The sequence below is a fragment of the Dyella sp. genome, from assembly GCF_051962475.1.
Taxonomy (GTDB): domain Bacteria; phylum Pseudomonadota; class Gammaproteobacteria; order Xanthomonadales; family Rhodanobacteraceae; genus Dyella_A.
Genome location: NZ_JBQCCF010000056.1, coordinates 62,954 through 76,684 on the forward strand (window position 1 = coordinate 62,954; position 13,731 = coordinate 76,684).

The 13,731-nt window shown below is 66.7% G+C and carries 11 protein-coding genes; 3 read left to right on the forward strand and 8 right to left on the reverse strand.

The genetic code is table 11. The features are described from left to right. Nucleotides 1-56: 56 nt before the first annotated feature. Nucleotides 57-182: a type B 50S ribosomal protein L36 gene (ykgO, locus tag ACTHJF_RS12785; RefSeq protein WP_029213509.1), complete on the forward strand. Its 126-nt coding sequence runs from the start codon at nucleotides 57-59 to the stop codon at nucleotides 180-182. Nucleotides 183-308: 126 nt separating this feature from the next. On the opposite strand, the gene greA is transcribed toward ykgO, so the two are convergent. The 3 genes from greA to carA are packed head-to-tail and all read right to left on the reverse strand — an operon-like array spanning nucleotide 309 to nucleotide 5,138. Continuing rightward, complete coding sequence (gene greA, locus ACTHJF_RS12790; RefSeq protein WP_431637277.1) at nucleotides 309-785, reverse strand: transcription elongation factor GreA; 477 nt, start codon at nucleotides 783-785, stop codon at nucleotides 309-311. Next, on the reverse strand, nucleotides 782-4,009 hold the full coding sequence (gene carB / locus ACTHJF_RS12795; protein ID WP_440267445.1) for a carbamoyl-phosphate synthase large subunit: 3,228 nt from the start codon (nucleotides 4,007-4,009) through the stop codon (nucleotides 782-784). Before carB ends, greA begins: the two co-directional genes overlap by 4 nt. 1 nt (nucleotide 4,010) lies before the next feature. Beyond that, nucleotides 4,011-5,138 (reverse strand): glutamine-hydrolyzing carbamoyl-phosphate synthase small subunit, encoded by a 1,128-nt coding sequence (gene carA / locus ACTHJF_RS12800; protein ID WP_440267446.1) that lies wholly within the window; start codon nucleotides 5,136-5,138, stop codon nucleotides 4,011-4,013. Between the two features lie 215 nt (nucleotides 5,139-5,353). Between carA and ACTHJF_RS12805 the strand changes: the two genes are divergently transcribed. Beyond that, on the forward strand, nucleotides 5,354-6,049 hold the full coding sequence (locus ACTHJF_RS12805) for a 2OG-Fe(II) oxygenase (RefSeq protein WP_440267447.1): 696 nt from the start codon (nucleotides 5,354-5,356) through the stop codon (nucleotides 6,047-6,049). 6 nt (nucleotides 6,050-6,055) lie between these two features. On the opposite strand, the gene dapB is transcribed toward ACTHJF_RS12805, so the two are convergent. The 5 genes from dapB to hrcA form a co-directional block, all read right to left on the reverse strand. After that, the gene (gene dapB, locus ACTHJF_RS12810; RefSeq protein ID WP_440267448.1) at nucleotides 6,056-6,856 is read right to left on the reverse strand and encodes a 4-hydroxy-tetrahydrodipicolinate reductase; all 801 of its coding nucleotides are present in this window, start codon (nucleotides 6,854-6,856) and stop codon (nucleotides 6,056-6,058) included. A gap of 66 nt (nucleotides 6,857-6,922) precedes the next feature. After that, nucleotides 6,923-8,047 carry a molecular chaperone DnaJ gene (gene dnaJ, locus ACTHJF_RS12815; protein WP_440254819.1) on the reverse strand — a complete coding sequence of 375 codons (1,125 nt, stop codon included), beginning with the start codon at nucleotides 8,045-8,047 and terminating at the stop codon, nucleotides 6,923-6,925. 125 nt (nucleotides 8,048-8,172) lie between these two features. After that, entirely contained in the window at nucleotides 8,173-10,098 is a 1,926-nt protein-coding gene (dnaK, locus tag ACTHJF_RS12820) for a molecular chaperone DnaK (protein WP_440267449.1), read from the reverse strand. A 128-nt stretch (nucleotides 10,099-10,226) separates the two neighbouring features. Next, nucleotides 10,227-10,763, reverse strand: a complete 537-nt coding sequence (gene grpE, locus ACTHJF_RS12825) for a nucleotide exchange factor GrpE (RefSeq protein ID WP_440262972.1) — start codon at nucleotides 10,761-10,763, stop codon at nucleotides 10,227-10,229. An 81-nt stretch (nucleotides 10,764-10,844) separates the two neighbouring features. Next, on the reverse strand, nucleotides 10,845-11,906 hold the full coding sequence (hrcA, locus tag ACTHJF_RS12830; protein WP_431637288.1) for a heat-inducible transcriptional repressor HrcA: 1,062 nt from the start codon (nucleotides 11,904-11,906) through the stop codon (nucleotides 10,845-10,847). Nucleotides 11,907-12,057: 151 nt separating this feature from the next. On the opposite strand from hrcA, the gene recN reads away from it, so the two are divergent. Beyond that, nucleotides 12,058-13,731 (forward strand): DNA repair protein RecN, encoded by a 1,674-nt coding sequence (gene recN, locus ACTHJF_RS12835; protein ID WP_440267450.1) that lies wholly within the window; start codon nucleotides 12,058-12,060, stop codon nucleotides 13,729-13,731.

Below are 13,731 nucleotides of genomic sequence, written 5' to 3' on the forward strand. Positions count from 1 at the left end.
GCGCAGGCCGGTTACACTTGCCGACTTGAATTTTTCGTTTGTATCAGGAGCTGGCCGTGAAGGTGCTTTCCTCTTTGAAGTCCGCCAAGTCGCGGCACCGTGACTGCAAGGTTGTGCGCCGTCGCGGCAAGGTGTTCGTGATCTGCAAGAGCAACCCGCGTTTCAAGGCTCGTCAGCGCTGATCGATCAGCCCGACGTGTCACACGAAAAAGGCCGCGCAAGCGGCCTTTTTTGTTGCCACGCATCTCGCCAGGCGCCGGGTTTTAACCCTCCCGCGGCGCCCAGAGGCACCGCGGGAGGATGCGTCATCAGGCGTAGCGCACCGCGATAATCTCATAGTGCTTCACGCCGTTGGGCGCCGTGAACTCGAAGCTGTCGCCGGCGCTCTTGCCGATCAACGCACGGGCGATCGGCGAAGAGACGGCGATCAGGCGCTTCTTGATGTCGGCTTCCAGGTCACCGACGATCTGGTAGGTCACCGCCTCGCCGCTGTCTTCGTCCTCCAGGTCAACGGTGGCACCGAACACCACACGGTTGCCAGCACCAAGCTTGGTGATGTCGATCACCTCGGCGGTGGACAGCGCCGCCTCCAGCTCGCCGATGCGCCCTTCGATGAAGCTCTGCTGCTCACGGGCGGCGTGATACTCGGCGTTTTCCTTCAGATCACCGTGTGCACGCGCCTCGGCGATGGCCGCGATGATCTTCGGGCGGTCCTCGGACTTCAGCCGGTCCAGTTCGGTGCGCAGGCGCTCGGCGCCCGCCTTAGTCATGGGTGCACGGCTCATACATTCAACTCCCTGTGCAGTTCCTGCAGGCTGTGCACATCGCCGCCGCCATGGAAATCCAGCGAGTGGACGAGCGCGCGCGCGCCTGCAACGGTGGTGGAATACGTGACGCGATGTTGCAGTGCCTCGCGCCGGATCGAGAACGAGTCGGCGATCGCCTGCTTACCCTCGGTGGTGTTCACGATATAGACGATCTCGCCGTTCTTGATCAGGTCGACGATGTGCGGCCGGCCCTCGAGCACCTTGTTGATGCGCTCGCAAGGCACGCCGTGCCCGATCAGGAAGGTGGCCGTACCGGCGGTGGCAACCAGGCTGAACCCGCGGTTGATCACGTCCTGTGCCACCGGCAGCAGGCGATCCTTGTCCGCGTCGCGCACCGACACGAACACCTTGCCCTTGGGCGGCGTCTTGATGCCGGCGGCATCATGGCCACGCGCAAAGGCGGCGCCGAAGCTGCGGCCCACGCCCATCACCTCGCCGGTGGAACGCATCTCCGGACCGAGGATGGGATCGACGTTCTGGAACTTCAGGAACGGGAAGATTGCCTCCTTCACCGAGTAGTACGAAGGGATCATCTCACGCGTGGCGTTCTGGTCGGCCAGCGAACGGCCGGCCATGCAGCGTGCGGCGATCTTGGCCAGCGGCACGCCGATCGCCTTGGAGACGAACGGCACCGTGCGCGACGCGCGCGGGTTCACCTCGAGGATGAACACGGTGTCGCCCTGAATGGCGAACTGGGTGTTCATCAGGCCGATGACCTTGAGCTCCTTGGCCATCGCCGCGACCTGGCGGCGCATCTCGTTTTGGATGTCGCCGGAGAGCGAGTACGGCGGCAACGAGCAGGATGAATCGCCCGAGTGCACGCCGGCCTCTTCGATGTGCTCCATGATGCCGCCGATCAGCACGTTGCCTTCGGCATCGGCGATGATGTCCACGTCCACCTCGACCGCATGGTCGAGGAAGCGGTCCAGCAGCACCGGCGAATCGTTGGAGACCTGCACCGCCTCGCGGATGTAGCGGCTCAGGTCAGCATCGTCGTAGACCACTTCCATGGCCCGCCCGCCGAGCACATAGCTTGGGCGCACCACCAGCGGATAACCGATCTCGCGTGCCAGCGCCAGCGCCTCGTCGGCGTTGCGCGCGGTGCGGTTCGGCGGCTGGCGCAGGCCGATCTTCTCGATCATCTGCTGGAACCGCTCGCGGTCTTCGGCCAGGTCGATCGAGTCCGGCGAGGTGCCGATGATCGGTGCCCCGGCCGCCTCCAGCGCACGGGCGAGCTTCAGCGGCGTCTGGCCGCCGTACTGCACGATTACGCCCTTGGGCTTTTCCAGATCGACGATTTCCAGCACGTCTTCCAGCGTCAGCGGCTCGAAGTACAGGCGATCGGAGGTGTCGTAGTCGGTGGAGACCGTTTCCGGATTGCAGTTGACCATGATGGTTTCATAGCCGTCCTCGCGCAGGGCGAGCGCGGCATGCACGCAGCAGTAGTCGAACTCGATGCCCTGGCCGATGCGGTTGGGGCCGCCGCCGAGCACGATGATCTTCTCGCGATCGGTCGGCGCCGCCTCGCACTCTTCCTCGTAGGTCGAGTACATGTAGGCGGTGGTGGTGGCGAACTCGGCCGCGCAGGAATCCACGCGCTTGTACACCGGACGCACGCCCAGCGTGCGACGCAGGTGCCGCACTGCGGCCTCGTCGGTACCCACCAGTTCGGCCAGGCGCGCGTCGGAGAAACCCATGCGCTTGAGTTGGCGGATGCGCGGCTCATCGAGTGCACTGATGCCCTGCGCCTGCACATCGCCCTCGGTCAGCACGATGTCCTCGAACGCGGCGAGGAACCAGGGATCGACACGGCTCAGCGCATGGACCTCTTCCAGAGTCATGCCTGCACGGAACGCATCGGCTAGGTGAAACACGCGATCCGGGCGCGGCTCGCGCAACTCACGCTTGAGCGTGGCCAGGCCGCTTTCAGTGGTGATATCCAGGCCGGTCGGGTTGAGGCCGTTCTTGCCGATCTCCAGACCTCGCAGCGCCTTCTGCAGCGACTCGTGGAAGCTGCGGCCGATCGCCATCACCTCACCCACCGACTTCATTTGGGTCGTCAGACGAGCATCGGCCGAGGGGAACTTCTCGAATGCGAAGCGCGGGATCTTGGTGACCACGTAGTCGATGGTCGGCTCGAACGAGGCTGGGGTCAGGCCGCCGGTGATGTCGTTCTTCAGCTCATCCAGCGTGTAGCCCACCGCAAGCTTCGCGGCGATCTTGGCGATGGGGAAGCCGGTGGCCTTGGAGGCCAGCGCCGAAGAACGCGAGACGCGAGGATTCATCTCGATCACCACCACGCGGCCGTTCTCGGCATTGATGCCGAACTGCACGTTGGAGCCGCCGGTGTCCACGCCGATCTTGCGCAACACCGCGATGGAGGCGTCGCGCAACCGCTGGTATTCCTTGTCGGTGAGCGTCTGCGCGGGCGCCACTGTGATCGAGTCGCCGGTGTGCACGCCCATCGGATCGAGGTTCTCGATCGAGCATACGATGATGCAGTTGTCCGCCCTGTCGCGGACCACTTCCATCTCGAATTCCTTCCAGCCCAGCACCGACTCTTCCACCAGCACTTCGTGCACCGGCGAAAGCTCGAGGCCGCGCTTGACGATCTCCTCGAACTCCTCGACGTTGTAGGCGATGCCACCGCCGGAGCCGCCCAAAGTGAAGCTGGGGCGGATGACCGTGGGGAAGCCCACGGCAGCCTGCATCTCCACCGCCTGCTCATAGCTCCGGGCTACCGCGGCCTTGGGACAATCCAGCCCGATCTCGGCCATCGCCTGCTTGAACAGCTCGCGGTCCTCGGCCATGCGGATCGCCTCGCGCGAGGCGCCGATCAGCTCGACGTCGTACTTTTCCAGCACGCCGTGGTCGGCGAGGTCCAGCGCACAGTTCAGGCCTGTCTGGCCGCCCATGGTGGGCAGCACCGCATCCGGGCGTTCCTTGGCGATGATGCGCTCGACCGTCTGCCAGTTGATCGGCTCGATGTACACCGCGTCGGCGGTGTCCGGGTCGGTCATGATCGTGGCGGGGTTGGAGTTCACCAGGATCACCCGGTATCCCTCTTCCTTCAGCGCCTTGCACGCCTGCGCGCCGGAGTAGTCGAACTCGCAGGCCTGGCCGATCACGATCGGACCGGCGCCGATGATGAGGATGGACTTGATATCGGTACGCTTGGCCATGTCAGCGGGCCTCCTGCATCAGGGCGGCAAATCGATCGAACAAGTAACCGATGTCGTGGGGGCCGGGGCTGGCTTCGGGGTGTCCCTGGAAGCAGAACGCCGGGCGGTCGGTCAACGCGAAACCCTGCAACGAGCCGTCGAACAGCGAACTGTGTGTGACACGCACGTTGGCCGGAAGCGTCGCCGGGTCCACCGCAAAACCATGGTTCTGGCTGGTAATCAGCACCCGGCCGTCGTCGTGGTCCTTCACCGGGTGATTCGCACCGTGGTGGCCGAATTTCATCTTCAGCGTCTTCGCGCCCAGCGCCAGGCCCATGATCTGGTGGCCCAGGCAGATGCCGAACAGCGGCAGCTTCGCGTCGAGCAGTTCGCGCGTGGCGGCGATGGCGTAGTCGCAGGCCGCCGGGTCACCGGGCCCGTTGGAGAGGAACACGCCGTCCGGCTGCATCGCCAGCACCTCGACGGCGGGCGTCTGCGCCGGCACCACGGTGATGTCGCAGCCCTGTTCGGCCAGCAGGCGCAGGATGTTCTGCTTCACGCCGAAGTCGTAGGCGACCACCTTGAAGCGCTTCTCCGGGTGGTTGAAGGCCGTGCGATCGAGGTCGTAGACGCCTTCGTTCCACTCGTAATGTTTGGTGGTGCTGACGACCTTGGCCAGATCCATGCCGTTGAGGCCGGGGAACGAGCGCGCGGCGGCGATGGCCGCGTCCGCATCGATCGACTCACCGGCCACGATGCAGCCGCCGAGCGCGCCCTTGTCGCGCAGGATGCGCGTCAGGCGGCGCGTGTCGATGCCGGCGATCGCCACGATGCCGTGGCGCTTGAGGTAATCGGGCAGGCTCTCGCTGCTGCGCCAGTTGCTCGCGCGGCGCGGCACGTCCCGCACGATCAGGCCGGCGGCGTGCACGGCGGTGGATTCGGCATCCTCGGCGTTGCAGCCGGTGTTGCCGATGTGCGGATAGGTCAGCGTGACCAACTGCCGCGCGTAGGAGGGATCGGTGAGGATTTCCTGGTAACCGGTCATAGCGGTGTTGAACACCACCTCGCCGACCGTCTGTCCGGTGGCGCCCACGGCGTGGCCGTGGAAAACGCTGCCGTCCTCGAGAGCAAGCAGAGCAGGAATAAGCATGGGGAAGGCCGCCTTTAGGTGCAGCAAAGCCCGCAAGCCGCAGTGAAGCTGGCTTGTGGACCTTAGGTCGTGGATGGGTCTGGGCGGAACGAAATGATAGGCTCCGCGGCCCTTGCTGTCCACCGATCGCAGATGAACGCCCGCTCGGGCAACGTACGCCGGCCCCTTGTGCCCAGCGCTACACTTCGCCGCTGCCTGATGGAGATTTTCCGGCCATGAACGCTGTCGTCCTGCTCGATCCCGCCCGCCTCGACCGACCGGATACCGAGGTTCGCCACGAGCCGTTTCCGTTCATGATCGCGCATGGCCAGCTGCCGGACGACGCCCGCAGCGACCTCGAGCGGGATTTCCCGCGCTACTCCAGCGCCGGCTTCTTTCCTTACGACCCGGCCGACTGCGGCCCCACGGTGAACACCCTGGTGGAACACCTCACGGCACCGGAGTTCGCCCGCGCCGTGGGCAAACGCCTGGGCATCGAGAACCTCGGCCAGTACCCGACCCTGGTCACGCTGTGCCGCTCGTTGAACAAGCGCCACGGCACCATCCACACCGACAGTCGCTCGAAGGTGGCCACCGCCCTGCTCTACCTCAACGCGCAGTGGCCGGACACCAGCGATGGCTGCCTGCGCTTTCTGCATCGCATCGACAACATCGACGATGTCGTCGTACCGGAGCTCAAGCCGCTGTTCGGCGAGTTCGCCGTGTTCAAGCGCTGCGAGAACTCATTTCACGGCCACCTGCCCTACGAGGGCGAGCGGCGGGTGATCCAGGTGGCGTGGCTGACCAGCGAAGAAGAAAAGCTTCGCAAGACCAAGCGCGGTAAGTTCTCACGCGCCTTCAAGAAGCTGTTCGGCAAGCTCGATACCCGCCTCGGCGCCGGCCGCGCGCGCGATGCCTCCCATCGGGACTGACGCCGCTCAGCGTCCGCTGCGCTCGGCCAGCATCGCGTCAAGACCGTAAGCACCGGCCGGCTGGCCGGCCAGCCAGTGCGCCGCCTCGATCGCGCCGCGGGCGAAGATCGATCGGTCGGTCGCCCGGTGCGACAGCTCCAGCCGTTCGCCCTGCCCGATCAACATGGCCGTGTGCTCACCGACGATGTCGCCGCCGCGCACTACGGCAAAGCCGATCGACCCGGGCTGGCGTGGACCGGTGCGGCCCTCACGGGCGTAGACGGCCCGCGCATCCAGCGTGGTTCCGCGCGCCGCCGCCGCGGCCTCACCAAGCAGCAACGCCGTACCCGAAGGCGCGTCTTCCTTGCGGCCGTGATGGGCCTCGACGATCTCGAGATCCCACTCGGCCAGCGCCGCTGACGCCTCTCGCAACAGCCGCGCAAGCACGGCCACACCAAGACTGAAGTTGGCCGAACGCAACAGCGGGATGCGTGCGGCAGAGGACGCAAGGTGCGCGGCAAGGTCCTCGCCGTAACCGGTGGTGCCGACGACCAGGGCCACGCCGTGCGCCTCGCAGTGCGCCAGCGCAGAGGCGAGGCCTTCCGGACCACTGAAATCGATCACCACATCCAACGGCTGGATCGCCGACCAGTCGTGGCTGAAACACAACTGGCTGCCGTGGGCCACCGGCGCGCCCATCTCTGGCGCATCCGGCGCGGTGATGGCGGCCACCAGGGCAAAGCGCCGGTCGCGGCGCAGCAACTCCAGCAGCGCCCGCCCCATGCGGCCGGTGGCGCCGTTGACGGCGACGCGAACGATCTCACCCATGTGTCCATCCCCTTCTAGGGAACCATTTGCGTCGGCATCATGCCGGACAACGTTGCAGCGCGTGTGTCAGGAGGTGACGCGCGACCAGAACTGCTTGACACCGTCGACCCAGTTCTTGGCCTGCGGCATGTGCTTCTCCGCCTCGCCACCGGCGAAGGTGGCTTCGAGCTGTTCGAACAGCTCCTTCTGCTCGCGCGTCAGGCGCACCGGCGTCTCCACCACCACGCGGCAGATCAGGTCCCCGTGCCGGCCGCTGCGCACCGACTTCACGCCACGCCCGCGCAGGCGCAGCTGATGGCCGGTCTGCGTCTCCGGCGGAATGGTGATTTCCACCTCGCCCTCCAGCGTGGGCACCGGCAACTGCGCGCCCAGCGCCGCCTGCGAGAAGCGGATCGGCACCTCGCAGTACAGGTCGTTGCCGTCGCGCTGGAAGATCGCGTGCTCGCGCACGCGCACTTCCACGTAGAGATCACCCGACTCGGCGCCGGCCGGGCCGGCCTCACCTTGCCCGGCGAGGCGGATGCGGTCGCCGTTGTCGACGCCCGCGGGGATGCGCACGGCCAGCTTGCGCGTTTCTTCCAGGCGCCCCTCACCATGGCAGTGCTTGCAGGGCTTCTCGATGGTCTGGCCGCTGCCGCCGCAGTGCGGGCAGGCCTGCTGGATCGAGAAGATGCCGTTCTGCATGCGCACGCGGCCGTGGCCGTGGCAGGTGCGGCACTGCACGGTCTTGCCGTCGGCCGAGCCGGAGCCGTTGCAGTGGTGGCAATTCACCTGGGTCGGAATCTCGATGGTGCGTTCAATACCGAACACCGCCTCTTCGAGGTCCAGCTCCATGATGTAGCGCAGATCGGCACCACGGCGCGGACGCCCGCGCCCGCCACCACCGCCAAAGATGTCGCCAAAGATGTCGCCGAAAATGTCCCCCATGTCGCCGAAGCCGGCACCACCGCGCCCGCCCATGCCCGCTTCGAACGCGGCATGGCCATGCTGGTCGTACATCGCACGCTTCTGCGCGTCCGAGAGCACCTCGTACGCCTCCTTGGCCTCCTTGAATTTCTCCTGGGCCGCGGGATCGTCCGGGCAGCGGTCGGGGTGGTACTTCATCGCCAGCCGGCGGAACGACTTCTTCAGCTCCACCTCGGTGACGCTGCGCTCCACGCCCAGCACTTCGTAGTAGTCACGCTTGCTCATTCAAACCTCGATCACGCCCCTGCAGCAGGTCCGTCGGCCTGCCTGCCCCACTCAAACAGACAGCCCGCGTCGGCATGGCGCTCCGGCGCGGGCTGTCGCGTATCGGCTACACCGATCGCCGATGCTTACTTCTTGTCGCCGTCCTTGACCTCGGTGAACTCGGCGTCCACCACGTCGTCCGGCTGGGCCGAGCCACCGCCCGGCGCCGATTGCGCACCGGCGTCGCCACCGCCGGCGGACTGCGCCGCCGCATAGAGCGCCTGCGCGGCCTGCTCGAGCTTCTCGACCTTGGCCTCGATGGCAGCTTTATCATCGCCATCCTTGACCTTTTCCAGATCCGACAGCGCGCCTTCGATGCTGGACATCTGCTCGGCCGGGATCTTGCCGCCATGCTCCTTCAGCGCGGTGCGGGTGGCGTGCACCAGCTGGTCGGCCTTGTTGCGGGTGGCGACCAGCTCGTGGAACTTCTTGTCCTCTTCCTTGTTCGCCTCGGCGTCGGCGACCATCCGCTGGATCTCTTCCTCGGACAGGCCCGAACCGGCCTTGATCTCGATCTTCTGCTCCTTGCCGGTCTTCTTGTCCTTGGCCGACACGTGCAGGATGCCGTTGGCGTCGATGTCGAAGGTGACTTCGATCTGTGGCATGCCGCGCGGCGCCGGCTCGATGCCCTGCAGGTCGAATTTGCCCAGCGACTTGTTGGCGCTGGCACGCTCGCGCTCACCCTGCAGCACGTGCACGGTCACCGCGGTCTGGTTGTCGTCGGCGGTGGAGAAGGTCTGCGAGGCCTTGGTCGGCACCGTGGTGTTCTTCTCGATCAGCTTGGTCATCACGCCGCCCATCGTCTCGATGCCGAGCGACAACGGGGTGACATCGAGCAGCAGCACGTCCTTGACCGAACCACCCAACACGCCGCCCTGAATCGCCGCGCCCACGGCGACAGCTTCGTCCGGGTTGACGTCCTTGCGCGGCTCCTTGCCGAAGAAATCCTTCACCGACTCCTGCACCTTGGGCATGCGGGTCTGGCCGCCGACGAGGATCACCTCGTTGATGTCCGACACGCGCAGGCCGGCGTCATTCAGTGCGGTGCGGCACGGCTCGATGGTGCGCTTGACCAGATCGTCCACCAGCGCTTCGAGCTTGGCGCGGGTGAGCTTGATGTTCAGGTGCTTCGGACCGGACGCATCAGCCGTCACGTACGGCAGGTTGACGTCAGTCTGGTGGCTGGAGGACAGCTCGATCTTGGCGCGCTCCGCCGCGTCCTTCAGACGCTGCAGCGCCAGGGCGTCCTTGCGCAGGTCGATGCCCTGCTCCTTCTGGAATTCCTCGACGAGGTAGTCGATGACGCGCATGTCGAAGTCTTCGCCGCCGAGGAAGGTGTCGCCGTTCGTGGCCAGCACCTCGAACTGCTTCTCGCCGTCGACTTCGGCGATCTCGATGATCGACACGTCAAACGTGCCGCCACCCAGGTCGTACACCGCGATCTTGCGGTCGCCGCCCTTCTTGTCCAGACCATAGGCCAGCGCGGCCGCGGTCGGCTCGTTGATGATGCGCTTGACGTCAAGACCGGCGATCTTGCCGGCGTCCTTGGTCGCCTGGCGCTGGCTGTCGTTGAAGTAGGCCGGCACCGTGATCACCGCCTCGGTGATCGTCTCGCCGAGATAGTCCTCGGCGGTCTTCTTCATCTTCATCAGCACCTTCGCGGCGATCTCCTGCGGCGCCATCTTCTTGCCGTCGGAGGTCTGCACCCAGGCGTCGCCGTTGTCGTGCGCCACGATGCCGTAGGGCACGATGTGAAGATCCTTCTGCACCTCGGCATCGGTGAACTTGCGGCCGATCAGGCGCTTCACCGCGTAGAAGGTGTTCTTCGGGTTGGTCACGCTCTGGCGCTTGGCCGAGGCACCGACCAGCACTTCGCCGTCCTTGTTGAAGGCGACGATGGACGGCGTGGTGCGATCGCCTTCCGAGTTCTCGATGACCTTGACCGACGTACCGTCCATCACGGCGACGCAGGAGTTGGTCGTACCCAGGTCGATGCCGATGATCTTGCCCATGTCTATGCTCCGGATTTTTTCGAGCGGCCCCGCGGCCGCGAACTGGTTGTCAGAATGGGGCCCGGCCTGGGCGATTCAATGCCGGCGGACCCGCAGATTAGGTGTCTGTTGCCGTCGATCGGCGCAGGTCAGTCCTGCGCCACGGCAACCAGCGCCGGACGCAGCAGGCGGTCGTTGAGCACGTAGCCCTTCTGCAGCACGCTGACCACGGTACCCGGCGCCTGACCCGGTGCAGCGACCATGCTCACGGCGTGGTGCCGCTCCGGATCGAGTGGCTGGCCAACCGGATCGACCTGCACCATGCCGTTGCTCTCGGCCACCTTGAGCAGGGCCTTCAGCGTGAGGCTGATGCCCTCACGGATGGCCGCGACGTCGCCGCCTTCCACCGCCAGACCGCGCTCCAGGCTGTCGTACACCGGCAGCAGGTCGTTGAGCAGCTTCTCGTTGGCGAACCGGCGCGCCTGGTCCAGATCCCGCTGCAGGCGGCGGCGCTGGTTTTCCAGGTCCGCCCGCTCGCGCAGCATCGTCTCGCGCAACTCGGTATTGCTGGCCTCCAGCTCGGCGATGCGCGCCTGCAAGCTGGCCGCCACGTCGCCGGAAGCGCCTTCCTGCGACTGAGCATGTTCCTGGCCCCGTTCCGGCGCCTGCGGATCGTTGTTCTGCATACATCCACTCCAACAGAAAACCCGGGCCGGCAAGGTTTGCCGACCATCGATATGCGCGGGGAATCCCGCCTCCCGCGGCGGTTATAGGGTCGTTGCCGCCCGATTCAAGGCGTCGCTGAGCAATCCGGCCGTGGCCTGCACCACGGGAATGACCCGTTCGTAGGCCATCCGGGTCGGGCCGATCACGCCGATCGCTCCCAGCACCCTGCCCTGCGCGCCGTAGCTCGCCGTGACCACGCTGCAGCCGTCCAGCGCGGTAAAGCCCGATTCTTCGCCAATGAACAGGCGCACGCCCGGAGCCCGGGCGCACACCTCCATCAGCTGGAGCAGTTCGTTCTTTTTCTGGAAGGCCTCGAACAGCTCGCGCAGGCGGTCCAGGTCCGCCAGCTCGGAGTACGCCATCAGGTTGGTCTGGCCGCTGACCAGCACGTCCTCCCCCTCAGCGTGCGGCGCGAACGAGGCTGCGGCCAGCTCCACCGAGCTGGCCAGCAAGCGGTTGAGCTCACTGCCGGCTTCGCGGATCTCGCGCAGCAGGTGGGCGCGGATGTCATCCAGCCGAAGCCCCGCGAAGTGGGTGTTGAGATAGTTGGCCGCCTGCTCCAGCTCGCGCGTGTCCAGCGGCTTGGCCAGCCGGATGATGCGGTTCTGCACCTGGTTGTCGGAGAACACCAGCACCACCAGCACCTGGGCGTCCGGCAGCGCCACGAAATCGATGTGACGAAGGGGAAAGTCACCCTGCCGCGGCACGCTGACCACGCCGGCGAAGTGCGTCATCGCAGACAGCAGCGAGGACACGTTGCCGAGCAGATCCCGGGTGGTCGACGGTTGCGGCGGCAGTTCCAGCTTGAGCCGCGCCATGTCGTCGCGGGCCAGCGGCTGCAGTTCGATCAGGCTGTCGACGAACAGGCGCAGGCCGCGCGGCGTTGGAATGCGTCCGGCCGAGGTATGCGGCGACACCACCAGCCCGGCCTCTTCCAGATCGGCCATGATGTTGCGGATGGTGGCCGGGCTCACGTCCAGCCCGGACGAGCGCGACAGCGTACGCGAGCCCACCGGTTCGCCATCGGCCAAATACTGCGCGATGAGGGTGCGCAGCAGGCGGCGGGCGCGTGCATCGAGTTCGTGACCATGGAGAAGAGGCATGCGCTGTGGCAATCCGTGAGACAGGCAACAAATAAGGTGTGGCGCGCCGCTTTGCAAGCGGATACGCGGCGCGCCCGGTCGCACGGCGAGGCCTCGCCGACACAGGTCGCGCTCCCTACAATCTCCGCTTCAGCCAGACACCCCGGTCGCCATGCTCACCTCGCTTTACGTCCGCCATTTCGCCGTCGTCGAAGAAGCCGAGATCACCTTCGGCCAGGGCCTGACCGTGGTCAGCGGAGAAACCGGCGCGGGCAAGTCGCTGCTGGTCGATGCCCTGATGCTGTTGGCCGGGTCGCGCGCCGACAGCGGCATGGTGCGTGCCGGCAGCGATCGTGCGGAACTGGCTGCGGAGTTCGATCTGGGCGACCTGCCCGGGGCGCGCGCCTGGCTGCAGAGCGAAGAACTGGATGACGAGGGCGCCTGCCAGCTGCGGCGGGTGATCCGCACCGAGGGCAGCTCGCGCGCCTGGATCAATGGCCGCCCTGCCAACGCCAGCCAGCTCGGCGAGCTGGCCACCCTGCTGGTGGAAATCCACGGCCAGCACGAGCACCAAGCGCTGCTCTCGCGCGCCCACCAGATGACGCTGCTGGACGCCTACGCCGGCCACGAGGACACCCTGGCGAAGGTCCGCGAGCTGGCCAGCCAATGGCGCGAACTGGGCGCACGCATCCGCGCACTGAGCGGCGGCGACGATCGCGATCGTCGCCTGGAGCTGCTGCGCCACGAGGTGGGCGAGCTGGAGAAGTGGGCGCTGCCGGCCGCCGAGCTGGCCGAACTGGAGACCTCGCACAAGCGCCTGGCCAACGCTGGACGGCTGGCCGAGGGCGCTTCCGGCGTGGTCGAGCTGATCGACGGCGACAGCGAGTTCGCCCTGCGCCGGGCGCTCAGCCGCGCGCATGCGGAGCTGACCCGACTGGCTGCGCTGGACGAGCGGCTCAACCCGCTGCTGGAGCTGGTCGACAATGCCGGCATCCAGCTCGGTGAAGCCTCAGACGACCTGGCGCGCTACGCGCAGGACGTGGACCTGGACCCGGAACGCTTTGCCCAGGTCGATGCCCACCTCACCCGCCTGCACGAGCTCGGCCGACGCCACCGACTGCCACCGGCCGAACTGCACGACAAACTGCTGGCGATGCGCGAGGAACTGGCCGAGCTGGAAGGCGCCGGCGAGGCGCTCGAAGCACTGGCCGCGAAACAGGCGCGGCTGCAGGGCGAATACGCCACGGCGGCGGAACAACTGAGCCGGCAGCGTCTGGCAGCCGCCGAACGACTCGGCAACGAAGTGAGCGCCCTGATGGGTGAGCTGGGCATGGCCGGAGGCGTGCTCCGTATCGAGCTGGAGGCCGCGGGTAGCGACGAACCGGATCCGCAGGGACGCGAGCGCTGCGAGCTACTGGTGAGCGCCAACCCGGGGCAGCCGCCGCGCCCCCTGCGCAAGGTGGCCTCGGGCGGCGAGCTGGCCCGCATCAGCCTGGCCATCGAGGTGGCTACGCTCGGCAAGGACAGCGTGGGCACCATGGTCTTCGACGAGGTCGACACCGGTATCGGCGGCGCCGTGGCCGAAGTGGTCGGGCAGAAGCTGCGCGCCCTCGGCGCAACGCGACAGGTGCTGTGCGTGACCCACCTCCCGCAGGTGGCCGCCCAGGGTCACGCGCACCTGCGGGTGAGCAAACACAGCGACGAGGCGTCCACCCATACCCGCATCGAGACGCTGGACGCGGCCGGGCGGCGGGCCGAGCTGGCGCGCATGCTCGGTGGCGTGGAGATCACCCAGGCCACCCGCGCCCACGCCAAGCAGATGCTCGAGCGCGCGCAGGCGGACTGA